Origin of the sequence: Aquisphaera insulae (assembly GCF_011064615.1) — a bacterium.
In the GTDB taxonomy this organism is placed as follows: domain Bacteria; phylum Planctomycetota; class Planctomycetia; order Isosphaerales; family Isosphaeraceae; genus Aquisphaera; species Aquisphaera insulae.
The window spans coordinates 19877-45803 of sequence record NZ_JAALJH010000047.1 but is presented as its reverse complement, the minus strand read 5'-3'; the positions used below and the strand labels follow the sequence as shown (position 1 = coordinate 45803).

The 25927-nt window shown below is 69.4% G+C and carries 21 protein-coding genes; 11 read left to right on the top strand and 10 right to left on the bottom strand.

The window, feature by feature from the left end; genetic code table 11:
• Positions 1-368: 368 nt before the first annotated feature.
• Entirely contained in the window at positions 369-2375 is a 2007-nt protein-coding gene (locus tag G6O54_RS22455) for a hypothetical protein (RefSeq protein WP_165228256.1), read from the top strand.
• Positions 2376-2897: 522 nt separating this feature from the next.
• On the opposite strand, the gene G6O54_RS22450 is transcribed toward G6O54_RS22455, so the two are convergent.
• The 7 genes from G6O54_RS22450 to G6O54_RS22420 all read right to left on the bottom strand — a co-directional run bounded on the left by G6O54_RS22450 (position 2898) and on the right by G6O54_RS22420 (position 10986).
• Positions 2898-3422 (bottom strand): hypothetical protein, encoded by a 525-nt coding sequence (locus G6O54_RS22450; protein WP_165228254.1) that lies wholly within the window; start codon positions 3420-3422, stop codon positions 2898-2900.
• On the bottom strand, positions 3419-4300 hold the full coding sequence (locus tag G6O54_RS22445) for an SDR family NAD(P)-dependent oxidoreductase (RefSeq protein ID WP_165228252.1): 882 nt from the start codon (positions 4298-4300) through the stop codon (positions 3419-3421). Before G6O54_RS22445 ends, G6O54_RS22450 begins: the two co-directional genes overlap by 4 nt.
• A gap of 33 nt (positions 4301-4333) precedes the next feature.
• Positions 4334-4723: a hypothetical protein gene (locus G6O54_RS22440; RefSeq protein WP_165228250.1), complete on the bottom strand. Its 390-nt coding sequence runs from the start codon at positions 4721-4723 to the stop codon at positions 4334-4336.
• A 315-nt stretch (positions 4724-5038) separates the two neighbouring features.
• The gene (locus G6O54_RS22435) at positions 5039-6376 is read right to left on the bottom strand and encodes a PrsW family glutamic-type intramembrane protease (RefSeq protein WP_165228248.1); all 1338 of its coding nucleotides are present in this window, start codon (positions 6374-6376) and stop codon (positions 5039-5041) included.
• A 175-nt stretch (positions 6377-6551) separates the two neighbouring features.
• Positions 6552-7736 (bottom strand): esterase, encoded by a 1185-nt coding sequence (locus G6O54_RS22430; RefSeq protein ID WP_165228246.1) that lies wholly within the window; start codon positions 7734-7736, stop codon positions 6552-6554.
• Positions 7737-7840: 104 nt separating this feature from the next.
• The gene (gene sppA / locus G6O54_RS22425; protein ID WP_165228244.1) at positions 7841-9721 is read right to left on the bottom strand and encodes a signal peptide peptidase SppA; all 1881 of its coding nucleotides are present in this window, start codon (positions 9719-9721) and stop codon (positions 7841-7843) included.
• Between the two features lie 164 nt (positions 9722-9885).
• Positions 9886-10986: a PA0069 family radical SAM protein gene (locus G6O54_RS22420; RefSeq protein ID WP_165228242.1), complete on the bottom strand. Its 1101-nt coding sequence runs from the start codon at positions 10984-10986 to the stop codon at positions 9886-9888.
• Positions 10987-11232: 246 nt separating this feature from the next.
• Here G6O54_RS22420 and G6O54_RS22415 point away from each other — a divergent pair, with 246 nt between their 5' ends.
• From G6O54_RS22415 to G6O54_RS22405, 3 genes are read left to right on the top strand one after another with little or no spacing between them, the layout of a single operon-like run.
• A complete protein-coding gene (locus G6O54_RS22415) occupies positions 11233-12144 on the top strand; it encodes an ABC transporter ATP-binding protein (RefSeq protein ID WP_165228240.1) in 912 nt (303 codons plus the stop codon).
• A 4-nt stretch (positions 12145-12148) separates the two neighbouring features.
• Positions 12149-13240 (top strand): ABC transporter permease, encoded by a 1092-nt coding sequence (locus tag G6O54_RS22410; RefSeq protein WP_165228238.1) that lies wholly within the window; start codon positions 12149-12151, stop codon positions 13238-13240.
• 38 nt (positions 13241-13278) lie between these two features.
• Entirely contained in the window at positions 13279-14250 is a 972-nt protein-coding gene (locus G6O54_RS22405; RefSeq protein WP_165228236.1) for an ABC transporter ATP-binding protein, read from the top strand.
• A 16-nt stretch (positions 14251-14266) separates the two neighbouring features.
• On the opposite strand, the gene G6O54_RS22400 is transcribed toward G6O54_RS22405, so the two are convergent.
• On the bottom strand, positions 14267-14500 hold the full coding sequence (locus G6O54_RS22400; RefSeq protein ID WP_165228234.1) for a hypothetical protein: 234 nt from the start codon (positions 14498-14500) through the stop codon (positions 14267-14269).
• Positions 14501-14581: 81 nt separating this feature from the next.
• On the opposite strand from G6O54_RS22400, the gene G6O54_RS22395 reads away from it, so the two are divergent.
• The 6 genes from G6O54_RS22395 (at position 14582) to G6O54_RS22370 (ending at position 20502) form a co-directional block, all read left to right on the top strand.
• Positions 14582-15484 (top strand): ABC transporter permease, encoded by a 903-nt coding sequence (locus tag G6O54_RS22395; protein WP_165228232.1) that lies wholly within the window; start codon positions 14582-14584, stop codon positions 15482-15484.
• A gap of 29 nt (positions 15485-15513) precedes the next feature.
• Positions 15514-16128, top strand: a complete 615-nt coding sequence (locus G6O54_RS22390; RefSeq protein ID WP_165228230.1) for a pseudouridine synthase — start codon at positions 15514-15516, stop codon at positions 16126-16128.
• Between the two features lie 290 nt (positions 16129-16418).
• Positions 16419-17837 (top strand): DEAD/DEAH box helicase family protein, encoded by a 1419-nt coding sequence (locus tag G6O54_RS22385; RefSeq protein ID WP_165228228.1) that lies wholly within the window; start codon positions 16419-16421, stop codon positions 17835-17837.
• Positions 17838-17841: 4 nt separating this feature from the next.
• Complete coding sequence (locus G6O54_RS22380) at positions 17842-18195, top strand: hypothetical protein (protein WP_165228226.1); 354 nt, start codon at positions 17842-17844, stop codon at positions 18193-18195.
• Positions 18196-18301: 106 nt separating this feature from the next.
• Complete coding sequence (locus G6O54_RS22375; RefSeq protein ID WP_165228224.1) at positions 18302-19102, top strand: DUF4058 family protein; 801 nt, start codon at positions 18302-18304, stop codon at positions 19100-19102.
• Positions 19103-19197: 95 nt separating this feature from the next.
• Complete coding sequence (locus G6O54_RS22370) at positions 19198-20502, top strand: DUF790 family protein (protein ID WP_165228222.1); 1305 nt, start codon at positions 19198-19200, stop codon at positions 20500-20502.
• A 34-nt stretch (positions 20503-20536) separates the two neighbouring features.
• Here the strand turns inward: G6O54_RS22370 and G6O54_RS22365 are convergent, their stop codons facing one another.
• Positions 20537-22498: an ABC transporter ATP-binding protein gene (locus G6O54_RS22365; RefSeq protein WP_165228220.1), complete on the bottom strand. Its 1962-nt coding sequence runs from the start codon at positions 22496-22498 to the stop codon at positions 20537-20539.
• A 116-nt stretch (positions 22499-22614) separates the two neighbouring features.
• Between G6O54_RS22365 and G6O54_RS22360 the strand changes: the two genes are divergently transcribed.
• Complete coding sequence (locus G6O54_RS22360; RefSeq protein WP_165228218.1) at positions 22615-24939, top strand: spermidine synthase; 2325 nt, start codon at positions 22615-22617, stop codon at positions 24937-24939.
• 3 nt (positions 24940-24942) lie between these two features.
• Here G6O54_RS22360 and G6O54_RS22355 read toward each other — a convergent pair whose 3' ends face one another.
• On the bottom strand, positions 24943-25911 hold the full coding sequence (locus tag G6O54_RS22355) for an SDR family NAD(P)-dependent oxidoreductase (RefSeq protein ID WP_165228216.1): 969 nt from the start codon (positions 25909-25911) through the stop codon (positions 24943-24945).
• Positions 25912-25927: the final 16 nt, after the last annotated feature.

Sequence of the window (25927 nt, the reverse complement as noted above, 5' to 3'; positions counted from 1 at the left end):
ACGGATGGGCTCGCGGCCCCGCCGGCATGTACGGCCGCGACCGGATTGTTGCCCGCCGCAGGCCGGCCGCCGCGGCGACGAGCTCCTCGACGGCCTCCTCGCCGACCTCGCCGCGTTCACCGGCTTGCCCACGGGGCAAGACGACATCACGATGCCGGCGGTGGAGGTTAAGGACCGTTGAGGGCGATCGGGAGCGCGGATGACCGCCCAGGCTCCCTGTTCCTCAAGGGCCCATCGGATTCCGCGGCGAGGCGTGGCAGAGCCTTGCGTGGGCACGCCCGGGCGGGTCCAATGCGGCGTGGCGATCGGCCCGCACCGAGCCCACTATCAAACGGAACGATACGCTACGAATTCAGGAAGTCACGAGAATGAAGATAAAAACGAATCATGGAATCGTCCTGGCGATCCTGGCCCTTTTCTGCGGCGTTCGTGGCGCCTTCGCGGGCGATCCTCCGGCTCGCGACCTGTACGCCGATACCTGGGTCGCGACCGACGCCCTGGGCCGGACGATGCCGGACTTCGCGGGCGTCGGCCCCGTGAAGCCGGACCAGCGGCGGGTCGTGGGCATGTTCTACATCACCTGGCACGGCGACGGCCTGGCCGGCCTGAAGTCGCCTTACGCGGCCGACGTCAGCAAGATCCTCGCCGCCGCGCCCGGGGCGCGGCTGGACGCGAAGCACCCGCGGTGGACGGAAGGCTCCTATCACTGGGGCGAGCCCGAGCTGGGCTACTTCCTGAGCAAGGACCGCTTCGTGATCCGCCGGGACATGTCGATGCTCGCCGATGCGGGCGTGGACGTCCTCGTGATGGACGTCACCAACGCCGTGCGCTACTGGGACGAATGGGACGTGGTCTTCCCCGTGATGCAGCAGATGAAGGCGGAGGGGAACCAGGTCCCGCGGTTCTGCTTCTGGGCCTTCAACGGGCCGTCCATCACCGTGGTCCAGGACCTCTACGAGAAGATCTACAAGGCCGGGAGGTACAGGGACCTCTGGTTCCACTGGGACGGCAAGCCGCTCCTGCTCTACAACGGGACGCCCGGCGTCGACTCCACGGCGGCGGTCCCGCAGAACAGGAATCCGAACTACGACCCGAAGGCGAGGACCGACCGCAATCATCCCCACTACGGCGACCCCGACTACGCCGAGGAATTCTACAAGGACTACACGAAGGCCGTGAAGGAGTTCTTCACCCTCCGGACCATGTGGTGGGGTTACTACAACTGGGCCGGCAAGCGGTTCGTCGGCACGGAGGACAACTGGAGCTTCGGCTATGACATGGGCGACGACCACGTCAAGGCGATGAACCCGAAGGACCTGGTCTCGACGCATCGGGGGGCCAGGGAAGAGGCCGCCGTCACGCCCGCGCAGCACCCATCGAGCCTCACGGGCAAGTCCTGGACGCGGGAATACGGCGAGCCGCCCCTGAACGAGCAGGACCTGCCCGCGACCGGCCTGGTCCCCTGGATGGGGAAGACCGTGCCGGACCCGCAGGGCCGCGGGGCTTACTTCCAGGAGCGCTGGGACGAGGCCCTGCTGGGCAACCCCCAGTTCCTCTACCTCAACGACTGGAACGAATGGACGGCGGGAAAGTACCAGCCCGAGAAGGACCAGACCGTCTCCTTCATGCGGCGGAAGAACTCGTATTTCTTCGTCGATCAGTACAACGCCGAGTTCAACCGCACGATCCAGCCGATGAAGGGGGGCTACACGGACAATTACTACATGCAGATGGCCCAGAACATCCGGCGCTACAAGGGCATCAGGCCGATCCCGGAATTGAAGGGCCGGCAGGCCGTGGCGATCGATGGTGCCTTCGCCGACTGGTCGAGCGTGACCGTGGAGTACCGCGACACGATCGGCGACACGATCCATCGTGACTATCCGGGCTACGGCGGCCTGCATTACAAGGATGAATCGGGCCGCAACGACATCGTGACGTGCAAGGTCGCGGTCGGCGACGAGCACGTCGCCTTCTATGCCGAGACCCGCGAGCCCCTCACGCCCCACACCGGCGAGAACTGGATGCTCCTGTTCATCGACGCCGACCGGGACCACAAGACCGGATGGAACGGCTATGACCTCCTCGTGAACGGGAACGTCCCGGATGATCACACGACGACGCTGATGCGGTACGACCCTCGCGCCGAGAAGGGCCCCTGGGTCGTCGAGTCCCGGCTCCCCTGCCGATATGCGGGCAACAAGCTGGAACTCGCCATCCCCCGCCGTCTCCTGGGCCCGACGGCCGACGACCTCGCGTTCGACTTCCACTGGTGCGACCATCCGGCCGACCTGAAGGACGTGATCTCGCTCTGCGTCAGCGGCGACAGCGCACCGAACCGACGGTTCAATTACCGGTGCATCTGGAAGAGATGAGGGCCCTTGATCGTCGAGGCCGGATGACGGCTGATCCGTGCGTCCGAGCAGCGATCACACCAGGGGGCGGAGACGATGGACGCGACCTCCTGCGAGCGAACATGCCCCGATTGCGGGTCGCCTCGCCAGGCTCGGATCGTCTACGGGCTCGTCGAGTTCACGCCCGGCCTGGAAGCCCAGCTCGAGGCCGGCGAAATCGTCCTGGGCGGGTGCCGCGTGACCGGCGAAGACCCCGGTTGGTGCTGCCAGGATTGCCGTCGGCGTTGGGGAGCTTCGCCGCTGTCGCGGCAACTCGTCGAGCGGGCATCGGTGACCCCACCCGACCCCCTCTGGGTCCGCCTGTGCTTCTGGCCGGTCCGAATCCTCTTGTTCGTGCCGATAACCATCTTCTGGCTCAGCCTTCTTGTAACCATCTGGTTGATCTGTCCATCCGAACGCCGCTCTCTGTGGCCTCGGCGATGGAAGGCCTGACCTCGCGTCGAACTCAGGCTGTGTCTCGGAGGTCAGAACGTGGAGATGCGTTCACGGAAACGGCCGCGGGTACGGCACCGGGACCGGGAACGAATAGGCCGGCGGGCCGAGGTTCAGGGGCGTGAATCTGCCGTCCGGGGGCGAGAGCCCCGGCAAGGCCGGCGAAGGGGAAAGACGGCGAGGCGCGGGGGAGGACGCCGCGGGGACGATCATCGGCGGGCCGCCGACGAAGACGCCCTGGAGGGCGGCGGCGGCTAGGAGCTCGCGCTGGATGACCGCGCCGACCTTGAGCTTCTCGGTCTCCCCCTTCTCGCGGGCGAGGTCCACGGGGCGGACGCGGACCTCGTAATCCGGGAAGCGGGACTTCATGAGCGCCTCCCAGTCCTCCACGGCCTTGTTGTACTCCCCCTTGCGGAGGTCGTAGATCTGGTACTGAAAGGTGTCCAGGGGCCGGTCGCGGCGATAGTAGACGACGACCCTGTAGGCGATCACCTGGGCCGGCCCGGCGGCGAGATGCGAGGGGGGCTGGGCCGCGGCGATCGCGATCGAGGACAGCGTCAGGAGGAGTGTCGTCACGAGGAGGCTCCCTCCCCGGCCTCCGGTGGGCGGCCGGCTCGGGATTTCGCGGCCCGGAGGGCCGGCGCGTCCGGGAAGTGGCGGAGGAGCCAGCGGGTCAGGGCCCAGTCGACGAATCCGGGGGCGAGCTTGCTGGCCAGGAGGAAGAGCTTCGCCTGCGGCGAGACGATGATTTCCCTGCGGCGGGCCTCGATGGCGCGGAGCGTGGCGCGGGCGACGACGTCGGGCGACATCGTCCGGCGGTCCTGCACCGAGACCCTGGCGGTCTTCGCCACCGCGTTCTCGTCGAACGGCGTGGCGGTGAAGCCCGGGTTCACCTGGAGGACGTGGATCCCGAACCGTCGCCACTCGATCCGAATCGACTCGGCGAATCCGCTCAGGGCGAACTTGCTGGCGCTGTACTCGGATCGCCCCGGCAGGCCGCGGCGGGCGTTGACCGAGCCCATCAGGACCATCACCGGATCGCGGCCCTCTGCCAGGAGCGGCAGCGAGCCGCGGCAGACCTCGATCATGGCGAAGACGTTGAGTTCGAAGACGCGCCGGAGGTCGGTGGCGTCGTGGGTGTCGAACTGGCCGTTGGCGCCCACGCCCGCGTTGTTGACCACGACGTCGAGCGAGCCGAATCGATCGCGGGCCTCGTCGAATAGCCGCGCGCGATCCGCTTCGATCGTAAGGTCGGCGGGGACCGCGAACATCCGGGCCGGGTCGGCCCCGTCTCGCTTCAGGTTCGCGACGACCTCGTCGAGCCGCTCGATCGAGCGACCGGTGAGGAGGACGTTGCCGCCGGCGCGGACGATGTGTTCGGCGATGGCCCGGCCCAGGCCCGATGACGCCCCGGTGACCAGGGTGCGGGTCTCATGCCATTCTCGTTGTGCCATGCCGGTAATTCTAGCCGGAATCGCGGGCCGGCGTCACTTCTTGACCGTACCGCCGTCCAGCGTGCCCTCGACCTGGGTGACCGTGGGAGTCTCCTCGGGGTCCGACGGCCGCCAGCCGAACTTGTAGGTCTTGCTCTTGGAGGGCTCGCTGACGACGACGCGCGACGGCCGGCCGTCGCCGACGCTGGAGACGCGCGTGGTCGACCCCTCGGGGACGTCGCAGACCGGGCCGGTGGTGGTCACGGCGCTGGGCATGATGGTGGTGCCGCCAGTGGTCGGCGGGCAGCCCATGGCGGTCGTGGGCGGGTTGCCATAATAGTAGTAGTGATGATGGCAGCCGAGGCTGCACGAACTCAGGCCGATGGCCAGGACGATTCGCCTCGCCTCGCGCCCGAGCAGGCTGATCCGGGGGGTGTTCCGCATGGCGAACCTCCGTGTCCGTTCCGGACCCGGAGTCGGATCCCGGCGAGACACATCTAGTCAGGGAAGTGGACGGCGGCAAGGCAAGGCAGAGCCGCAACCCGTTCACGAACGGGCGGCCGGCCGGTCAGCCGAGGACGTGGGGCGGATCGACGTGGATGGTGACCGGGCCCCGAGTTCCTTCTCGGCTCCCAGACGCCGGGACTTTACAGAAATCCCCGAATCCGGCCAATGGCAATTCGAGGGGGATTCGGGGGCCGGAGAGATCGCCGGGCCGGATTTGCAGGATATCGCACGGACCCGGCTCCCGCGGGGCTCTCACGCCCAGGCCGGCTTGCGGGCGAGAGCCTTCTCGTCGTCGCCGGCGCGGGCACGCTCCACCTGGAGGACCAGCCAGGCGAAGCTGGCCAGGCCCACGCCCAGGGCGTAGACATCCATATCCTGCTTCAGGAGCGTGTCGTACAGCCCGTGCAGGACCATCGGCACGGCCAGGATCTGGAGGACGGCCAGGGCGAGCCCGGCGCCGTCCTCGCCCTGGCGAAGCGTGTCCTGCCGCCGCCACATGACGATGCCGACGGCCGCGGTCCAGATCGCGTGCAGCGCGGCGCACGAGACGAACCGGACGAGGTACATCTCCCCCGGCGAGATCCCGTTGTAGAAGCGGGATGAGTACATGATGCCCTCGGCGACGCCGAAGCCGGCCCCGGACGCGAGGCCCCAGAGCGCGGCGTTCCTCCAGCCCATCCGGTCGTTGCCGCCGAAGAACTGCGAGAGGATCGGCAGCGCCTTGCAGAGCTCCTCGCAGAGGCCGACGCCGCAGGTGTAGCCGAGGAAGCTGAGCCAGAAGTTCGAATCGGCGGCGCTCGCCGAGGCGTACGACCAGCCGATGAACTTGACGATGTAGAAGAGCACCAGGACGATCCCCCGGCCCCGGCCCCGGACCCAGACCCCCTGCGTGGCCGCCGCGGCGAGCTGGAAGGCCAGCAGCAGGACGATGCCGACCGTGGCGGTGAACAGCCCCGCCAGCAGCAGGTGATGGGGCGACTTCGGCTCTTTCGGGAACATCAGGAGCGCCAGGCCCAGGAAGCCGGCCGCGGCGATCGCGGCGTAGATCCAGTGGACCCAGGTGGAATGCGGCAGGTGCGCGGCGTCGTCGACCTTGCCGCCGGGGAAGGCCTCCAGCAGATCGCCGAGGCCCACCCCCTCGCGATACTCCAGGGCCTCGAGCCGCGACTTCGTCTCGGCGTCGGCGTGATTCACGGCGGCTTCCAGGCGTGCGCCGAAATCGCTCCGGTCCGGGCTCGCGATCGAGCTCCCCAGGGGGACCAGCGCCAGGACCAGGATCAGGTAGAGGAACTCGCGGGGCGAGGACCTGCCCTCACCCTCCCCCAGGCTCGCCGGGGCGGTCGTCGCCATGGCCCTGGCGGGCGCCCGACGAGGACGCGGCGGCGCGACGGGATCGTCCAGGGCGTCTTCGTACCCCCTCGCCGGCTCGTCGGCGAGGCCGATGACCTCATCCTCCTCGGCCGGCGGTGCCGGCGCGGGGATCGGGACCGTCAGCATCCGACCGCAGTCCGGGCAGGGCGACGTGCGCCCGGCCATCTCATCCTTCGCCTTGAGCTTCTTCCCGCATTCGCACTGCACTCGGATCGACATGGCCGGCCCCTCCGGACCTGAGTTCCTTGCATCGAGAAGGGCGAGACGTCTGGATTGCGCGGAATTGCGAGATCGAGCTCGGCGCGGGAGACGATCGCGGGAGGAGTGGCCTCGGCATGCCGACGGACGTCCGTGCTCACATCGGCATGTCGGGGCGCTTTCTTGACGATGACGGTCAGCGGAACAGCCGCGGCGCCAGCTCGTTCAGATACTTGCGCCAGTTGATCCAGGTGTGGCCGCCGTCGTTGATCGTCAGCTCATACTTGACGTTATGGCGGTTCAGGACCTCCGACAGGCTCTTCGTCCCGGCCAGGGCGAAGTCGCCGTCGCCGACCCGGATCGAGAGGAGCTTGACGGTGTCGTTGACGGACTTCGCCCGCTCGAGGAACCCGGCGTTCCGCTTCTCCCACTCGTCGGGATTGCCGCCGAAGAGCCCGGCGCTCCAGATCCCGACGTACGCGAAGCGGTCGGGGTGGGTGGTGAGCACGCGGAGGGTCTGGCCGCCCCCCATGGAGAGTCCCGCGAGGGCCCGGTTCTCCACGCCCGGCAGGACTCGGTAATGGCCCTCGACGAACGTCGCGATGTCCTTCAGCAGCTCGTCGGTGAATCGGTTCTGGATGGCCTCCATCGCCGCGCGGGCCTCGGGGGAGGGCGTGGTCCCGGGGGTGATCCTCGGGAAATTCGTCGGCCGGGGCAGGCTGCCGTTGGGCATGACCACGAGCATCGGCCGGGCCTTGCCGGCGGCGATCAGGTTGTCCAGGATGAACCCGGCTCGGCCGATGGTGCTCCAGCCCGAGTCGTCGTCCCCCGCGCCGTGGAGCAGGTAGAAGACCGGGAGCTTCTCGGTCCCCTCGCCGTAGCCCGGGGGCGTGTAGACGTGCAGCCGGCGGGGCTCGTTCAGGGTCGTCGATCGATACCAGGCCTGGCGGATCTCGCCGTGGGGTACGTCCTTCGTCGCCTCGAATTCGCTCTCGTCGCCCGGGACCAGGAGCATGCTGTCGAGGCTCGAGATCCCCTGCTTGATCATCGGGTTCTTCGGGTCGACGGTCCTCACGCCGTCCACGTTGAACGTGTAGGAGTAATAGTCGGGTCGGAGCGGACCGACGGTCAGCGACCAGACGCCCTGCTCGTCCTTCGACAGCTTGCCGCCCCCCGCGAAGTCGCCGCCCACGGAGACCTCGGCGGCCTTCGGCGCGTAGATCCGGAAGGTGACCTTGTGGTCGGGCGAGACCTCGACCGACTTCAGCGTGTCGTTGGGCGATCGCGGTCGGCCGCCGGCGTTCGGTGCCTGCGCGAGGGCCGTGGAGGCGGCGAGTCCGACCGCCAGCCCGAGGGAGAGGATGCGTCGCGGCGTCATCATGATGCGGTCTCCTGCCTGGCCTTGTAAGTCCCCGCGGGGCGGCCGATGAGAGCTCAGCCGCCTCGGGGGGGTGGCCATAGTCTACCGCGACGGAGCATCGGGGTTTAGCGCCCGGCGGCCAGTTCCGGCATCATGAGGACGACCCCCTCGCGGCGGATCAGCTCGAGCCGGCCGAGCGCGGCGCGGACGAGCGACGCGCGGGCGGGGTCGAGGGCCTTCAGGTGCGGCGCGGCCAGCTCGAAGAGCGAGGGCCGCTGGAGGACATTCAAACGCTTGCCCCCCTCGTCGTCGGAGCCCTCGTCCAGGAGCTGCTCGAGGAACGACCGCGGCCTGGGCACGGTGCGGATCTCGTAGTCCTTCACCTTGGCCTGATCGGCCGCGAACGCGATCGCGTCGTGGAGCGTGCCGAGCCGGTCCACCAGGCCGAGCTCCAGGGCCTGCTTGCCGGTGAAGACCCGTCCGCCGGCGAGGTCGTCGATCGGCTTCTTGAGGCGATTGCCGCGAGCGGCGACGACGTGGCCCTTGAAGACGCCGTAGGTCTCGTCCATCAGGGCGCGCATCTTGAGCTTCTCGCCCGGCGAGAAGACCTCGCCGGATGCGAGCATCCCGGCGTTCTGGCCGCGGCGGTACGACTTGAAGTCGACCCCCAGCCTGTCGTAGACGTCCTTGGTCGCGAGCTTGCCGCTGACCACGCCGATGCTGGCGGTGATCGTGGACGCGTCGGCGAAGACCGTGTCCGAGGCGCAGGCGACGTAATAGCCGCCGCTGCCGGCGACGTCCCCCATGGAGACGACGAACGGCTTCTTCGCCTTCACGCGGCGGGTGGCGTCCAGGATGATCTCGCTCGCGAGCGCGGAGCCGCCGGGCGAATCCACCCGCAGGACGATGGCCCTGATCGCGTCGTCCCCGGCGGCCTGGTCGAGCGCCCGGCGGAGCTTCACGCCGGAGGCGGCCGCGTCCTGGAAGAGGTCCGAGGCGCCGCCCCCGCCGACCACGATCGGCCCTTCCACGTAGACGACGCCGACGGCCGGCTTCTTCGAGTCCGATGCCTTCGACGCGCCCAGCAGCTCGCCCCAGAACTTGAACAGGCCGAACGGGGACGATGCGTCGAGCTTCGGCTCCGCCTTGCGGCCGTACTTGCGGTCGAAGGCCACGTCCTTGCCGTACTTGCCGGCGAGCCGGGCTTCCAGGTCCTGGCGATGCTCGACGGCGTCGATCATCCCCAGCTCCTTCGCCTTCTCCGCCGAGTGCGGGCCGCTGTCGATCCACGCCTGGACGATCGCCGGGCCGACCTTCCGGCCTGAGGCCGCCCGCGCGACGGCCGTCTCGTAGAGGCTGTCCAGCAGCCAGTTCTGCATGGCCTCGGCCTCCTTGCTGGGGCCGTCGCGGAGGAAGATCTCCGCGGCGCTCTTGTAGTCGCCGCAGGTCAGGAAATCGGGCTTCACGCCGATCTTGTCGAGGAGCCGGCGGAGGTAGGGCGACTCGCCGTAGAGGCCGGTGATCGCCAGCTCGCTCGTCGGCGTCACGGAGATCGTCGAGGCCGCCGTGAGCAGCACATAATGGCCCATCCCGCCGATCTCGTCGGCGTGTGCGTACACCTCCTTGCCGGCCGCCCGGACCCGGCCGATCGCCTGCCGCACTTCCTCCACCTGGGACGCGCCGATCTCCGGCCCTTCCAGCAGGATCACCACCGCCTTCACCGCGGGATCGCCGGCCGCCTTGTCCAGCCGGGAGACCAGCGTCTGCAAGGGGACCCCGACCTCGCCGCCGAGATTGAGGACATCATCCTTCGGAGTCTCCTGGATCGGCCCGCTGAGGCGGAAGACGGCGATCTTCGGCTTCGGAGGCGGCTCCGGCCTGGCCTCCTTTGCCGGGGATGTCGCGGGCTTCTGGCCGTCCGCGGGCTTCTCCTGGGCGAATGCGACGGGCCCCGTCAGGAGGGCGAGCGACAGGGCGATGCCGGGTATCCGGCCGGTACGTGTCATGGTGCGATCCTCGAGATTTCCTTCGTGTCCATCCGCGGGACCCGCCGGGCCCGCGCGGGATGCGCAGGACGGCGAGTCCCGGGGTATTCGCCGGACCTTGCCGGTTCTTGTGGTTGTACCAGGAACGCGGGCGGCCGATCCATCGGTCGATCGTGCGGGCCGCGTCATTCGAACAGCCGCAACTGCCGACCCGCCCCGGATCCCTCCGGCCTCCGGAAGGCCGAGGGGGAGACGGACCAGCGTTCGCGGTTCAGGCCATGCCGGCGGCAGGCGACGTGGAAGACCCGGTGGATCAGCTCGGCGAGCGGCCCCTCGCCGCGCATCCGCGACCCGAACCGCGGGTCGTTCAGGCGGCCGTCGCGGAGGGCGCGGATCCGCCCCAGGACGCGGTCCTTGACGGCCGGCCGATGGCGTTCCAGCCAGTCCTCGAAGAGCGGGGCGACGGCCATCGGCAGCCGGAGGACGACGTAGCCGGCGATCGTCGCGCCGGCCCCCGCCGCGGCCTCGAGGATCGCCGGCATCTCATGGTCCGTCAGCCCCGGGATCACCGGCGCGACCATCACGCCCACGGGGACGCCCGCCGCGGCGAGCGACCGGATCGCTTCCAGGCGGGCCGCCGGCGGCGACGTCCTCGGCTCGAGATCCCGCGCCAGCCCCGGGTCGAGCGTCGTGACCGAGAGCATCACGCCCGCGGCTCCGTGCGACGCCAGCTCGCGGAGCAGGTCCAGGTCCCGGACCACCAGCCTGTTCTTGGTGACGATCCCCACCGCGTGCCGGAACTCGGCCAGGACCTCCAGGCACCGCCTCGTCAGCCTCAATCGCCGCTCCGCCGGCTGGTACGCGTCGGTCACGCCGCTGAGCGCCAGGACCTTCGGCGCGTAGCTCGGCTTCATCAGCTCCCGGCGGAGCAGCTCCGGCGCGTCGTGCTTGACCAGGATCCGCGTCTCGAAATCCAGGCCGGCGGAGTAACCCAGGTACTCGTGGCCCGGCCTCGCGTAGCAATAGACGCAGCCATGTTCACAGCCTCGGTACGGGTTGATGCTCACTTCGAAGCCGACGTCCGGGCTGTCGTTGCGGCAGAGGATGGTCCGGGAATGGTCGGGGATGAACGTCGTGGGTGGCCGGCCCAGGGAGGCGATGTAATCCGCGTCGTCGTCGGAGTCCAGCTCCGACAGGTCGAGCTCGTGGTGCGTCCGCTCGAACCGGTTCGGCGGGTTGACCCGGGCGCCTCGGCCGGCGGCGAGAGGATGGTCGTCGCGAGTCATCGGAGCGGCCCCCGGGGACGTGGTCGGGTTGATTGGCACCGATCGAGATTCTAGTCTTTAATGTGATATTTTGTCCAGTATTCCGACGTTCTTCTTCACCTCCCTCGCGGTTGCGGCGGTTTACCCGGCACGGTCGCTTCGCGTATCCTCGTCTGGTCCTTCCAACAATCCGGCCGCCGCGGCGAAGACGTATCGTGCCGCGGGATCGTCCCGGGCCGCGGGTTGGAGTCGCCATCGGGGCCGTTGATGCTCATCGAACTGGACGGCGTGACGAAGACCTACGGCAAGGTCACGGCCCTGGACGGGTTGTCGGTGGCCCTGCCGGAGGGGGCGATCGGATTGCTCGGGCCCAACGGGGCGGGCAAGACGACGATGATCCGCTGCCTGCTGGGGCTGATCTCCCTCGATGCGGGAAATGGGCGAGTGCTCGGGATGGACATCCGCTCCGATCGGATGGACATCCGCCAGGCGGTCGGCTTCGCGACCGAGGACGAATGCCTCTTCCCCGGCCTGATCGGCGTCCGGTTCGTGGCGTACGCGGGGGAGCTGGTCGGGATGGCCTCGCGCGATGCCCTCCAGCGGGCCCACGAGGTGCTGGACTACGTCGGCCTTGGGGAGGCGCGGTATCGGCGGGTGGAGTCGTACTCGACGGGGATGAAGCAGCGGCTGAAGATCGCCTCGGCGATCGTCCACGACCCGCGGCTCCTGATCCTGGACGAGCCCACCAACGGCATGGACCCGAAGGGCCGCGAGGAGATCCTGACGCTGGCGCGCGACCTCTCGCGGTCGAAGGGGATGAGCCTGGTCTTCTCCAGCCACCTGCTGCCGGACGTCGAGGGGGTCTGCGACCACGTCATGGTGATGGGCCGCGGCCGGTTGCTGGCACAGGGGCGGATCGAGGACCTGAAGCGGCCGCACGACGACGAGTTCGAGGTCCGGGTGAAGGGGGACCTGCCCGCCTTCGCCGCCAGGCTGGCCGGGTTCGGGGCCGAGGCGAGCGTGGCCGACGACCACCTGCGGGTGAGGCTGCCGAAGGGCGAATCGGCGGGCGTCCTGTGGGCCGCGGCCGGGCGGGCCGGCGAGCAGATCCGCGCCCTGCGGCCGCGGCGGAGCACGCTCGAGGAGATCTTCCTGGGGGCCCTGGGGGAGCAGAGCTGAGCCGATGCCGATCCTCGAACAGGGCTATCAACATTGGGCCGGGAGCCTGCACGGTCACGCCTGGCGATGGGCGGCCATCACCCGCCAGGGCATCCGCGCCCAGGCCGGCAACAAGTGGCTGCGCTGGATCTTCCTGGGCGCCTTCACGCCGGCGCTGGTGCTGGCGGGGTTCCTGGTCTTCTGGGGGTTGTTCGAGCAGAAGTCGAGCGTCCTGGCCCCCCTGCTCTTCCTCTTCCAGGGCCTGCCCGAGGAGCTTCGCGCGGGGCCCCGGGGGTTCCGGACCACCTTCTGGACGCTCGCCTTCAACACGTTCCTCCGGGTCGAGCTCTATTTCTCGATGCTCCTCGTGCTGCTGGCGGGGCCGGAGCTGATCAGCCAGGACCTCCGGTTCAACGCCATCCCGCTGTACTTCTCGCGGCCGGTGCGGCGGATCGACTATTTCCTCGGCAAGTTCGGCGTGGTCGCGGCGTTCCTCTCGGCGGTGATCTTCGTGCCGGTGGTCCTCGCCTACGCCCTGGGCGTCGGCTTCAGCCTGGACCCGCTGGTGTTCCGCGACACCTGGCGGATCTTCGCCGGCACGCTCGCCTACGGGGCGATCGTGGTGGTCTCGGCGGGGACGCTCATCCTCGCCGTGTCGTCGCTCTCGAAGAATTCGCGGTACGTCGGGGCGATGTGGGTGGGCATCTGGATCGTCAGCGGGATCGCGGCCGGGCAGCTCGGGGCGGTCGTCCGCCAGCCGTGGTGTCCGCTCGTCTCGTACGTCGGGAACCTCGATCGGATCCGCGAGGGCCTGCTGGACACGCCGGCCGCCTACGAGCGGCTGAGGTCGCTCTTCCAGGCCGGCCAGGACCAGCTCCGCCAGGGGGCCAGGCCGTCGCTCCTCGGCGGCAGGCGTCGCAGGGGGCCGGACAACATGGCCCCGCCGCTCCCGCGCCCGCCCGAGCCGCCCCGGCTCAACGGCCCGAGCGGGACCTCGACCGACGAGAAGGCGGCGGATCTCCCCTGGCCGTGGTCATTGGCCGTCCTGGCCGGACTGGGCGTCCTCTCGGTGGGGATCCTCTCCGTCCGCATCCGCTCGCTGGACCGGCTGAGATGATGGGAAAGGGAGGGCCGGTGGAAATGGGCGAGGCGGCCATGGGCGCAGGTCTGGAAACTCACGAGTCCGATGTCTCCGGCCGTCAGGCCGTCCCGGTGGCCTTCCACTCGGTCTCGAAGTGGTACGGCCCGGTGATCGGCGTGAACAACTTCTCGATCCGGATCGGTCCCGGCGTGACGGGGCTGCTCGGGCCCAACGGGGCGGGCAAGAGCACGTTCCTCCAGCTCGCGACCGGGCAGCTCCGGCCCAGCCAGGGGGCGGTGAGGGTCCTCGGGCATCGGCCCTGGAACAATGCCGCGCTCAATCGGCTGATCGGCCTCTGCCCGGAGCAGGACGCCTTCTTCGAATGGATGAGCGGCCGCGAGTTCCTGCGATCGTGCGCGCTCCTGGCGGGCCTCGGCCGCCGCGCGGCCAGGGACGCCGTCGACCGCGTGCTCGAGACGGTCAAGATGACGGAGCACGCCCATCGCGCCGTCCGCGGCTATTCCAAGGGGATGCGGCAGCGGACCAAGCTGGCCCAGGCGCTGGTGCACGACCCGCGGATCCTCTTCCTGGACGAGCCGCTGACGGGGACGGACCCCGTGGCCCGCCACGAGCTGGTGGAGCTCGTCGCCAGGCTCGGCCGCGAGGGGCGGACGATCGTCGTCTCGAGCCACGTCCTCCAGGAGGTCCAGGGCTTCACCCGCCAGATCGTGCTCATGAACCGCGGCAAGCTCGTGGCCTACGGCGACGTCCGCCAGATCCGCGACCTGATCGACGCCCATCCCCACCGTATCGTCCTGAAGTGCCCCGAGCCGAGGACCCTGGCGGCGAAGCTGGTGCGCTGGGACGACGTCGTGGGCGTCGATTTCCAGCGCGACGACGGCGCGATCGTCGTCGAGACCCGCGCCCCGGACGCCTTCTACGGCCGGCTCCCCGCGCTCAGCCTCGAGGGGGACACGCCGATCTCCGAGGTTTATTCGGACGACGACAACCTGGAGGCCGTGTTCCGGTATCTGGTGACGTCTTGATGGGGCGGACTCGGAGTCAACGATGGTTGGGCGAATTCCCGACCAAGGAATTCAGCTCGTTGATAACCGTTCGCTCGTGACGAGCCTTCTCGACATCGCTCTGGGCCTGGTAACCCCCGGTCGAGCCATTACCTTCCTGGAGACTTTCCCACCACTTTGCGATACGGTAGCGCCGCTCCTCGCGGTCGAGTAGACCGGTGCAACCGCTCATGAAGATCAGCCCGAGGACCAGGAAGATCCGACGACGCATGGCCCACCTCCTCGCCGCACGCTATCGACTCGCGGCGAGGCGTCAAGGGCAAGTTGGGATGCGAGGCTTGGAGGAGGCACGATGAACGACGCGGCGATCGAGACCACCCGGCAGCCCGGCCATCCGGCGATCGCCACCGGCCTGCCCGCCCCCGGCGACCTCGACGACGGGCCGCCGGTGCGGCTGTCGCGATGGGTGCCGTTCTCGGCGATCTCGACCATCCTGCGGATCACGGCCGATCGGCAGGTCCGCGGGCGGAAGCTGCTGGTCCTCTGCGTCCTCTTCTCGCTGCCGATCCTCTTCGCCGCGCTGGCGCATCGCTTCGACGTCCCCTACCAGGCCAGGCAGGCGGAGGACGTCCTGGTCTTCGGGATGATCCCCCAGGCCCTGGTGCCGCTGGCGGCGCTGCTGTTCGCATCCGGGATGGTGCAGGACGACGTGGACGAGCAGACGCTGACCTACCTGCTGATCCGGCCGGTGCCGCGATGGCTCGTGTACGCGTCCAAGCTGGCGGGGACGTGGCTGGTGCTGGCCCTGGTCACGGCCGCGTTCACGGCGATGGCGCTGGCCGCCGTCTACTGGGGGACGGGCCTGATGGACCTCGCGGCCCTGGCCCGGCGGGCGGCGATCCTCGCCGGAATCCTGACGCTCGGCCTGGCGGCGTATGCGGCCCTCTTCGGGCTGCTCGGGCTGGTGATCCGGCGGGCGCTGCTGGCGGGCGTGGCGTACATCGTCGCCTTCGAGGGGGCCTTCGCGAACATCGACTTCTCCATCCGCTGGTCCACCGTGATGTTCTACCTCCGCACCCTCTTCATCCGCTGGCTGGACCTCCCCGGCGACGACTGGGGGATCGACGTGGCCAGGGCCCCCGAGGCGACCACCTGCGTGCTCGTCCTGGCCGGCATCGCCGCCGTCGCCGGGATCCTGGGCGCGATCGTCTTCAGCACCCGGGAGTTCCGGGTGAAGACGCCCGAGGGGAGTTGATCGATTCCGCTCCGCCGGGGATCCCGCCGATGGCCCGCCCGCGCTACTTCCGGCTGTTCAAGCCGTACGACGTCCTCTGCCAGTTCACCGACGACTCGGGTCGCGCCACGCTCGCGGACCACGTGGCCGAGCCGGGCGTCTATCCCGTCGGCCGGCTCGACCGCGACAGCGAGGGGCTGCTCTTGCTCACGGACGACGGGCCGCTCGCCCACCGGCTGATCGATCCGAGGTTCGAGCACCCGCGGACGTACCTCGTCCAGGTCGAGCGGGTGCCGGATGCCGAGGCCCTCGAGTCGCTTCGACGGGGGCTCGTCCTCAAGGACGGCCCGACCCGCCCCGCCGAGGTGGAGCTGCTCATCGATGAACCCCCCCTGCCCGACCGCCCGTCGCCGATCCGGTTCCGCAAGAACGTCCCGACGGCCTGGCTCTCGCTGACGCTCCGCGAGGGCCGCAACCGCCAGGTCCGCCGGATGACCGCCGCCGTCGGCTTTCCCACCCTGCGGCTGGTGCGCATCGCCATCGGTCCGATCACGCTCGACGGCCTGGCGCCGGGCGAGTGCCGGGCCCTCGACGATCGCGAGGTCGCCGCCCTGCGGGCCCTCTGCCCGCCGCGACGAGCGAGGCGGCCTCGCGGTGGGTCGTAGACCGGGGTACACTAGCAGAAAGTTCGTGGGTCTCACTGTAATGACCACCCGCGTAAGCGGGTGGTTCGGACGGGCGAAGCCTCCAACCTCGGGCGTGAGCCCGACAGCCATGCGGCGGTGCCCACTTGCCGAACTCGGAAGCAACGGCGACCGTCCTCGGATCGCACTGACGTGCGAGGCTGGATGCTTCGCCCGTCCGAACCACGATCTGACGATCGTGGTCACGACCTTCGGACGCTCTTGCTTCCATGTCACGTGCATGGGCCCGAGATCGAGGAAAGCGAATTTTAATGACCACGACCCCGACGCCGAAGGACGCGACGCCGGAGGCCCTCCGCCTGGTCTTCGACGACGGCACGCTGATCGTCGAGGGGCTGGCCGAGGGGCAGGAGGTGGAGCTCGGCCTGGCCGGCGTGAAGTACGATCCCAGGATCCGCGCCCATCGCGCGCACTCGATCTTCTACCGCAGCCTGGTGGAGCAGCTCCGCCGCGACGGGATCCCCTACATCGACCACGCGAGGGGCTACGACGGGCCGACGCCCTGGAAGATCCAGGTGGCCAAGGAGGCGTTCCCGCACCAGGTGGAGGGCCTCGCGGCCTGGTGGAAGGCCGGCGGCCGGGGGGTCGTCGTGCTGCCGACGGGGACCGGCAAGACGCACCTGGCCAACATGGCGATCGAGAAGGCCGGCCGGCCCACCCTGGTCGTCACCCCGACGATCGACCTGATGAACCAGTGGTACGACGAGCTGACGCTCAGCTTCGGCACCGAGATCGGCCTCCTCGGCGGCGGCTACAACGACCTCCGCCCGCTCACGGTGACGACGTACGACTCGGCCTATCAGAACATCGGCCGGATCGGCAACCGCTTCGGCCTGGTCGTCTTCGACGAGTGCCACCACCTGCCGGGCCCGACCTACGGCCTGTCGGCGATGGACTCGATCGCGCCGTATCGCCTGGGCCTGACGGCGACCCCGGAACGCGCGGACAACGCCCACCAGCAGCTCGACGCCCTGATCGGCCCGATCGTCTATCGCCGCGAGATCACCCAGCTCCGCGGCCAGTTCCTGGCCGAGTACCGGGTGATGACGCTGTACGTCTCGCTCAGCGAGCCGGAGCGGGCCCGCTACGAGGAGGCCCGCGAGCTCTACCGGAACTTCGTGCAGGCGTCCGGCATCGACATGCGCAAGCCCGACGGCTGGAGCCGGTTCCTGTTCATGGCCTTCCGATCCCCCGAGGGCCGCGAGGCCTTCCACGCCTACCGCGAGCAGAAGACGCTGGCCCTGGCCGCCCCCGCCAAGCTGAAGCTCCTGGAGCACCTCCTCGATCGCCACGGGAATGATCGCGTGATCATTTTCACGCACGACAACGCCACGGTGTACACGATCGCCCGCCGGTTCCTGGTCCCCGTGATCACCCACCAGACCAAGACGAAGGAACGCCGCGAGGTGCTGCTGCGGTTCAACGAGGGGACCTATCCGATCGTCGCCACGTCGAAGGTCCTCAACGAGGGGGTGAACGTGCCGGAGGCGAACGTGGCGATCATCCTGTCCGGCTCCGGCTCCGTCCGCGAGCACGTCCAGCGGCTGGGCCGGATCCTCCGCAAGTCGGGCGACAAGGAGGCGGTCCTCTACGAGGTCATCACCAGGGGCACGGTCGAGGAATTCACGTCGAACCGGCGGCGGCAGCACAGTGCGTATGATGGGAATTGAAGCCATGACCGCGCCGTTGGAGACTACCGATCCGCAGGGCAAGCCCGCGCCCTGGCTGCGGGCCATCTGCCTGTCGTACCGCGCCGCGGTCTCCAGCATGTTGCTTTACGCGATCGGCGTCCACCTCTGGGCTCATCTCGGGCATTTCGACTCCCAGAGCGGGCTGTACCTGCTGGCACAGGCAGAGGTCCTGATGCTGCTCGGCAACCTGGCCGCGGTGGTCGTCGGCGTAGGGGGCTGCATGTGCCTGCTTTCCTTTCGGGTCGACCCGCCGGAGCCCTTCGTCCGGTGGACGATGGTCGCCATGATCCAGTTTGGGACATTCCTGCTGCTCGATTTCTCCTTCAGACCGAGGTAGGTCCGCGGCGATGTGGCTTGGACGATCGGCCTCGCTTCTCCGAATCCGAACCCTGGGATATGATGGTTGTATCCCGCGCGTGTCCCTCGCATTGGAGACCCCGCTCATGGTCGGACCATTTCCCGGGATGGACCCGTATATCGAAGCCCAGATCGACTGGGAGGATTTCCACAACAACCTGATCAGTGAGATGCGGAGGGTGCTGGGACGTAGCCTACCCAGGGGTTATGTGGCACGATCGGATACACGCATCGAGGTTGCCGACTTTGGCGAGGATTCCACGACGAGCTACAAGCCTGACATTCTGCTCGCTCATCGACGGGGGCTCGCGACTTCGCAGGCCCCGGTCACATCGAAGACCGGTATCAGCGATGTCATGCTCGAGCCCTGGCAAGCCGAGGTAACAGATCGAGACCCGGAAGAAGTCCGCACGGCCTTCCTGGAGATCCGGCGCCTGCCTGAGCTTGAACTTGTCACGGTGATCGAGGTCCTTTCCCCGTCCAACAAGTCCGGGCTGTCGCGGATCGATTACCTGGAGAAGAGGCAGGATCTCTACGAGCAGAAGATCAATCTCGTGGAGATCGACCTGCTTCTGGGCGGCCATCGGGTGCCCATGAAACCGCCACTTCGCGGGGCGGATTACTTCGCCGTCGTTGCGACGGGGGCGACCCTGCCACAGGCCCGAGTCTACGGCTGGACCTTGCGCGACCCGCTGCCAACGCTGCCGATCCCGCTAAAGGCTCCCGCCCCGGACGCGTTGCTCCCTCTCGGTGAATTGGCAAGTCTCGTGTATGAAGACGGGCGCTATGACCAGACGTTGCGGTACGATTTGCCCCTGCCGAAGGGATGGCCCATCCCCCCCGAGGACCGCGAATGGGCGCAGGGCCGAGGAGGCCAGGGCTCGTGATGATCATCGATCGGGACCCTCATTCTCTCCTCCGTCTCCTCTTCTCCGTGCCTCTGTGCCTCTGTGGTTAGTCTCTCCCCCTTCCGGATCTGCCCATGCTGACCGGTGACCTCGTCCGCGTCCGGGGCTCGAAGGACCGGATCATCCCGCTCTACCTGAACCGCAACAGCGAGCAATGGCTCGAGGCGGCCGAGAGCCTGCTGGCGATCTTCCGCGAGAACGTCGGCATGACCCGCGGGGAGATCGAGGAGGAGATCGACGACCTCTTCGGCGGCGGGGGCAAGGCGACGCTCGTGCACCGCGGGCTCGCCAAGGTGCTGGAGGACCGCGCCGAGTTCGAGGTCGTCTCGGACGTCCCGCCGGAGACGATCCGCGACAAGGTCTTCTCGGCCGCCGCCGAGGCCCGCCGCCGGCTCCGCCAGCGTGAGAAGGCCCCCGAGCCGGCCGGCTCGACCGACGGCCTGGTCCTGTCCGCGCGCCCGTCCTTCCACCGCGACGAGGTCCTGGCGGCGGTCTCCGCGGAGCTGAAGCTCGAGCCGGACGTGATCCTCCAGGGCCTCTTCGCCGACCTCCGCGACGAGAACCGCCTCCTGAAGTTCGACGACATGACCGCCCAGCGGCTCATCGATCGTTACAACGTCGCGCTCGCCCAGGCGGTGCTCCTGCGGTCGGTCCGGGTCGAGGTGGAGGTCCGCAACGAGGGCCCCACGCGATACCGCCAGATCTTCCGCCGGCTCAAGTTCCATCGGCTCGTCTACAAGGTGAACGGCACGATGGACGACGGCTACACGATCTTCATCGACGGCCCGGCCAGCCTCTTCAGCGCGACCACGCGGTACGGCCTCCAGATGGCCATGTTCCTGCCCGTGCTGCTCCACTGCGACGATTTCCGCCTCGACGCCGAGCTCCGCTGGGGACCCCGCCGCGAGCCCCGGAGCTTCCACCTGGACGCCGGCGTCGGCCTGACGACGCACCAGCTCGATCAGGGGACGTACGTCCCGGCCGAGATCCCGGCCTTCGTCGAGCGGTTCCGCCAGGTCGTCCCCGACTGGGAGCTGACCGACACCACCGACGTCATCGAGCTCGGCCGCGAGGGGGTCTGGGTCCCCGACTATCGCGCCGTGCATAAATCCACGGGGACCGACGTGTTCATCGAGGTCCTCGGCTTCTGGAAGAAGTCCAGCCTCGACCGCCTCCTCCGCCTGCTGCCCCGCCACGGCCCGCCGCGGTTCGTGCTGATCGTCTCCGACAAGCTGAAGGTGGACGAGGGGGCCCTCGCCGAGCTCTCCGGCCCGATCCTCCGGTTCAAGGAGATCCCGAGCGCCCCGGAGCTCGGGACGCTGCTCAACGGGTTCCTGCACGGGCCGAAGGCCGACGAGGCCCCGGGCCGTCTGTTCTGACCGCCCCGGCAGGAGCCGGCCCCGCCCGGCCGGGTCATCGCGACCCGGCCGCCTCCAGCCGCTGCAGGTCGACCATGTCCCGGTACGTCCCCGCGGCCGCCATGAGTTCGTCGTGGGTGCCGGACTCGACGATCTCGCCGTCGTCCAGGACGAGGATCCGGTCGGCGTGGCGGATCGTGCTCAGGCGGTGGGCGATCACGAACGAGGTCCGGCCTTCCAGCAGGGTGGCGAGCCCCTGCTGGATGAGCCGCTCGCTCTCGGAGTCGAGGTTGCTCGTCGCCTCGTCGAGGATGAACACCTTCGGGTCGGCGAGGATCGCCCGGGCGATCGCCAGCCGCTGCCGCTGGCCGCCGCTGAGCCGCACCCCACGCTCGCCGATCAGGGTGTCATATCCGTCCGGCAGGCGGTCGATGAACTCCGCGGCATTGGCCGCGGCCGCGGCCATGGCGATCCGCTCCGGCGAGGCGGATCGGTCACCATAGGCGATGTTCTCCGCGATCGTGCCGTCGAACAGGAAGACGTCCTGCTCCACGATCCCGAGGATCCTCCGGAAGCTCTCCACCTCGATCTCGCGGAGGTCCACGCCGTCGAGCCGGACGACCCCCTCGGTCGGGTCGTAGAACCGGGCGACCAGGTTGCAGAGCGTCGTCTTGCCCGATCCGCTCCGGCCGACCAGGGCGATGGTCTCGCCCGGGGCGACGTCCAGGTCAATCTCGCGGAGGACCGGCCGATCCGTGCCCGGATAGCGGAAGCCGACCCCCTCGAGCGTGATCTGCCCGCGGACCGCGCGCTTCGATAGCCGGCGATGGCCCTCGTGGCCGGCCATCTCGCGGGGCTCGTCGAGGATGTCGAGCACCCGGTCGAATCCCGAGAGGTTGTTCTGGAGCTGGGTCACGCTGGTGGCGAGCACGGCCATCGGCTCCAGGAGCATCGTCAGGTAGACGAGGAACATCATCAGGTCGCCCATCGAGAGCCGGCCGTCCAGGACCTGGAGGCCGCCGTAGAGGAGCAGGCCGACGGAGGCCATCGGCAAGATCAGTTCCCAGAGGAGCTCGACGAGCCGGGAGAGCCACCACGAATGGAGCTCGAGCCGGCTCATGAAATGGCTCTGCCCCATGAACCGCGCGGATTCGCTCCGCTGGCGGCCGAAGGCCCGGACGATCCGCATCCCGCCGAAGACCTCCGTGGTCTCGGCGTCGATCTGCTGGCGCTGCTTGCGGATGTCCTTGTGGAGCGGCCGGATCCGCCGGTTCCAGAGCATGTCGGCGTAATAGACGCACGGCACCAGGCAGAGCGCCCCGAGGAGCAGTCGCCAGTCCACCCAGGCGAGCACGAACAGCCCGCCCAGGAACTGCACGATCGCCCGCCACGGGTTGTACATCATGCTGAAGACCAGGTCACCCACCCCGCCGGCATCCTCGCGGAGCAGGCTCGAGGCCCCGCCGCTCTTGAGCTGATAGACGCGATGCAGCGGCAACCGCATCGCATGCTCGTAGACCTTGCGCCGGACCGAGACCTGGACCCGCTTGGTGGTCCACGTGGCCAGCCAACGGCTCCAGAGCCCGACCATCGTCCCGACGATCGACACGGCCGCCGTGACGGCGACCAGGAGGAAGAGCCGCATCCGGGGCGACTCCGGGATCGGCACGGGGCTCCACGCCTGGACCGAGGCGGGCACCGGCCGGCCCAGGAGCACGTAATCGATGGCCGCCTTCGTCGCCGCGGGCGGGATCAGCTTCAGGAGCGTCGCCAGCGAGAGGCCCAGCAGCGCCATGGCCAGCGACTTCCGCTGATCGCCGAGGAGCCCGTAGAGCTTGCGGTAGAGGAGCGGCAACGACCGGTGGCGGACCGCGGGCTTGCCGTCGGACGGATCCGAATCGCGTTCCGGCGCGTTCAGCGGCTCGCGCCGGGGCCGGGGCGTCCTGAGAAGCTCGCGATAGCGCTTGAGGTAGTCGAGGAACCGCCGGCGGCTGCCGATCCTGCGGTGGAGAGACAAGGGCGCATCCTCTTTACGGGCCGGGCCGGCCTCGGGCTGGGCCGGCCTCTTGCTGGTATTGTAGTGGGGCCGTCGAGATCGTCGAGTGACGGCGCGACACGGACCCGGGACCCCCGATGAGAAACCTGGCCCTCGCCTGGCTCCACGGCGGCGCGATCTTCCTCGCCGCGATGCTCCTGTTCGCGGCCCAGCCGATGGTCGGCAAGCTGGTCCTGCCGCTCCTCGGCGGCACGCCGGGCGTCTGGAACACCTGCATGGTGTTCTACCAGGCGGCGCTCCTGGGCGGCTATGCCTATGCGCACGGAGGATCGCGGCGACTCTCCTTCGCGATGCAGTATCTCCTGCACGCCCTGGGCCTGGGGCTGGCCTGCGGCATGTTGCCGATCGCCCTGCCGGTGGACCTGTCGCCGCCGGGCGCCGGCGGGTTGGCGCCGCCGCTCTGGCTGTTCGGCGTCCTGGCCGGCGCAGCGGGCTTGCCGATGGTCTGCCTCTCGGCGACGGCACCATTGCTCCAACGGTGGTTCTCGCTCTCCGGGCACCCGCGGGCGCGCGACCCCTATTTCCTCTATGCGGCAAGCAACGCCGGCAGCCTGGTTGGGCTGCTCGCCTATCCGTGGGCCATCGAGCCGTGGCTCAGCCTGCCGCATCAGTTGCAGGCATGGAGATTCGGCTTCGGCCTGCTCGCCGTCCTCATCCTGGCCAGCGGCGGGGCCATTGCGCGGGCGCAGCGGCCCCTCCGGTCCCCTCCCCCACCAGGGGGGAGGGGACCGGAGGGCTCGCCTGTAGCGGGCGTTGACTCTCCAGGGCATGGGGTTCCCGGGACGAACAACGCGCGAGGATGGCCTGCCCTCCTCCGTTGGTCCGCCCTGGCGGCGATCCCGTCGAGCTGGCTCCTGGGCGTGACGACCTACATCACGACGGACCTCGCCGCGATCCCGATGCTCTGGACCATCCCCCTGGCCCTCTACCTGGTCACGTACATCCTGGCCTTCGGCAAGGGGGCGGGGCGGGCGACGTCGCTCGCGATCGCGCTGCTCCCACTCGTGGCCGTGCCGCTGGTGATGATCCTGGCCGCGGGGTTCGTCCACCTCTTCTGGATGCCGCTGCACCTGCTGGCGTTCTTCCTGGGCGCCCTGCTCTGCCACGGCCGGATCGCCGCGACCCGCCCGCCCGCGGATCGGGCGACGGCCTTCTACCTGGTAATCGCCGCCGGAGGCGTCCTGGGGGGCCTATTCAACGCGCTCGTCGCGCCGATGGTCTTCGACCGCCTGGTCGAGTACCCGCTGGCGATCGTGCTGGGATGCCTGGCCTCGCCGGGAGTGGGGGCCGGGAAGACGCAGAGATCGTCCCGATCCCGGGACCTGGGACCGATCCTCGACGTCGCCCTGCCCCTCGCCGTGGCCGGCCTGACGGCCCTGCTGGTCACCGGCCCGCCCGGCCTGGTGGACACGGTGCCGGGGATGCTCGGCGTGACGCTGGCCGCGGGCCTGGGCGTTTATGCCTGCATCACCGGCCTGCGCCGGCCCCGGCGGTTCGCGATGACCGCGGCTGGCGTGCTGCTCGCCAGCGGCCTGGCCCGCGAGCCCGGCGGCACCGTGCTGCTCCGCTCGCGCGACTTCTTCGGCACCCTCCGCGTCCTGGACGATCGGGCGGCGGGCGCCCATCGCCTCCTCCAGGGGAGTACGCTCCACGGCCAGCAGTCGCTCGATCCGGCCCTCCGCGGCGAGCCGACCGCCTACTTCGCGCGGACCGGCCCGATCGGCGACGTCTTCGCGGCGGTCGCGTCGTCGTCGTCCCGCCGGACCGGCATCGTCGGCCTGGGCGCCGGGACCCTCGCCTGCTACGCCCGGCCCGATGAGTCGTGGACCTTCCACGAGATCGACCCCGCCGTGCCGGTCATCGCCGGGAATGCGGAGTATTTCACCTACTTGTCCGATGCTCGATCTCGGGGCGCCTCGATCGATATCGTCCTGGGCGACGCCCGGCTGCGGCTCCGCGAGGCGGCAGAGGCCGGCTATCGCGTCCTCGTGCTCGACGCGTTCAGCTCCGACGCGGTGCCCGTCCACCTCCTCACCCGCGAGGCGATCCGCCTCTACCTGACGAAGCTGGACCCACACGGCCTGCTCGTCTTCAACATCTCCAACCGCTACCTCGACCTGGATCCGCTGATGGCCCTCCAGGCCGCCGACGCCGGGCTCGTCTGCCGAATCCGCTACGACGTGAAGATCGACGACGCCGAGCGACGGGCCGGCAAGCAGCCCTCCATCTGGGCCGTGATGGCCCGCTCCGACTCCGACCTCGGTCCCATCGTCGGCGACGAACGCTGGCGGGCGCCGACGCCCCGCGCCGGGGCCCGGCCCTGGACCGATGATCGATCGGACCTGGCGTCTTACCTCGTCCTCGGCGGTCGGAGGCTGACCGCCGCTCGGCCGGATCGATGAGCCTCAGAATCGCTCGCCCACCATCTCCTCGCTCTTCGCCCAGAGGGCCCGGGCGCGATCCGGATCGAGCGCGTAGGCGCGGACGCCGCCGAGCGCGGGATTGATCGGGCCGTCGGTGACCGTCGAGACGTGGCAGTCCTCGCAATAGCGGCCGCCGACCTCCTCGGCGGCGGCGACGAACCCCGCCCAGACGGACGTCGCCGCCCCTTGCGGGATCGTCTTCCACCGGAAAGGCGGCCGGCCCTCCGCGGCCAGTTGGGCGTTGATCTGCTCGAGCATCGCCGCGATGGTGTCCTCGCCGATGTGGCGTGCCAGCTCGGTCCGGATCCCGCCCGGGTGGAGCGCGGTCGCCCGCACGCCTCGCGGCCGATGCCGCCGATCGAACTCGACCGCGAACAGGATATTGGCGGTCTTCGAGCGGCCGTAGGCGACCCGCGGGTCGTAGGGCGTCCGTTCGAAGTTCGGGTCGTCCAGGTCCACGTCCGAGTAGCGGTGGCCGGCGGAGGAGACGTTCACCAGCCGACCGCCCGGCGCGATCAGCCCGGCGATCCGGTTGACGAAGGCGAAGTGGCCCAGGTGGTTGGTCCCGAACTGCGTCTCGAAGCCGTCGGCCGTGTGCCCGAAGGGCGTGGCCATCACCCCCGCGTTGGCGATCACGACGTCGAACGGCCGCCCATCCGCCACGAGCGCGTCGGCACGGGCCCGCACGCTCGCCAGCGAGGCGAGGTCCAGCTCGATCAACTCCAGGCCGCCGCCGTTCGCCGCCCCCTCGAGGACGTGCGCGGTCGCCCTCCTCGCCTTGTCGAGGTCCCTGGCCGCGCCGACCACTCGCGCCCCGCGTGCCGCCAGCACCCGCGCCGTCTCGACGCCCAGCCCGGCCGAGACCCCGGTCACCAGCACACGCTTGCCGCCCAGGTCCACGCCCTCGAGCACCTCGTCGGTCGTCGAGCTCGCGTTGAAAGTCCCCGCCATGCCATCTCCTCCCTCT

Excerpts from the sequence above, each read along its gene's own strand:
- G6O54_RS22435 (WP_165228248.1), bottom strand. The coding sequence starts at position 6,376 with ATGTCGATCCGAGTGCAGTGCGAATGCGGGAAGAAGCTCAAGGCGAAG.
- G6O54_RS22415 (WP_165228240.1), top strand. The coding sequence starts at position 11,233 with ATGCTCATCGAACTGGACGGCGTGACGAAGACCTACGGCAAGGTCACG.
- G6O54_RS22400 (WP_165228234.1), bottom strand. The coding sequence starts at position 14,500 with ATGCGTCGTCGGATCTTCCTGGTCCTCGGGCTGATCTTCATGAGCGGT.
- G6O54_RS22375 (WP_165228224.1), top strand. The coding sequence starts at position 18,302 with ATGGTCGGACCATTTCCCGGGATGGACCCGTATATCGAAGCCCAGATC.
- G6O54_RS22395 (WP_165228232.1), top strand. The coding sequence starts at position 14,582 with ATGAACGACGCGGCGATCGAGACCACCCGGCAGCCCGGCCATCCGGCG.
- G6O54_RS22355 (WP_165228216.1), bottom strand. The coding sequence starts at position 25,911 with ATGGCGGGGACTTTCAACGCGAGCTCGACGACCGACGAGGTGCTCGAG.
- G6O54_RS22390 (WP_165228230.1), top strand. The coding sequence starts at position 15,514 with ATGGCCCGCCCGCGCTACTTCCGGCTGTTCAAGCCGTACGACGTCCTC.
- G6O54_RS22380 (WP_165228226.1), top strand. The coding sequence starts at position 17,842 with ATGACCGCGCCGTTGGAGACTACCGATCCGCAGGGCAAGCCCGCGCCC.
- G6O54_RS22370 (WP_165228222.1), top strand. The coding sequence starts at position 19,198 with ATGCTGACCGGTGACCTCGTCCGCGTCCGGGGCTCGAAGGACCGGATC.
- G6O54_RS22430 (WP_165228246.1), bottom strand. The coding sequence starts at position 7,736 with ATGATGACGCCGCGACGCATCCTCTCCCTCGGGCTGGCGGTCGGACTC.
- G6O54_RS22440 (WP_165228250.1), bottom strand. The coding sequence starts at position 4,723 with ATGCGGAACACCCCCCGGATCAGCCTGCTCGGGCGCGAGGCGAGGCGA.
- G6O54_RS22360 (WP_165228218.1), top strand. The coding sequence starts at position 22,615 with ATGAGAAACCTGGCCCTCGCCTGGCTCCACGGCGGCGCGATCTTCCTC.
- sppA (WP_165228244.1), bottom strand. The coding sequence starts at position 9,721 with ATGACACGTACCGGCCGGATACCCGGCATCGCCCTGTCGCTCGCCCTC.
- G6O54_RS22455 (WP_165228256.1), top strand. The coding sequence starts at position 369 with ATGAAGATAAAAACGAATCATGGAATCGTCCTGGCGATCCTGGCCCTT.
- G6O54_RS22410 (WP_165228238.1), top strand. The coding sequence starts at position 12,149 with ATGCCGATCCTCGAACAGGGCTATCAACATTGGGCCGGGAGCCTGCAC.
- G6O54_RS22385 (WP_165228228.1), top strand. The coding sequence starts at position 16,419 with ATGACCACGACCCCGACGCCGAAGGACGCGACGCCGGAGGCCCTCCGC.
- G6O54_RS22420 (WP_165228242.1), bottom strand. The coding sequence starts at position 10,986 with ATGACTCGCGACGACCATCCTCTCGCCGCCGGCCGAGGCGCCCGGGTC.
- G6O54_RS22405 (WP_165228236.1), top strand. The coding sequence starts at position 13,279 with ATGGGCGCAGGTCTGGAAACTCACGAGTCCGATGTCTCCGGCCGTCAG.
- G6O54_RS22445 (WP_165228252.1), bottom strand. The coding sequence starts at position 4,300 with ATGGCACAACGAGAATGGCATGAGACCCGCACCCTGGTCACCGGGGCG.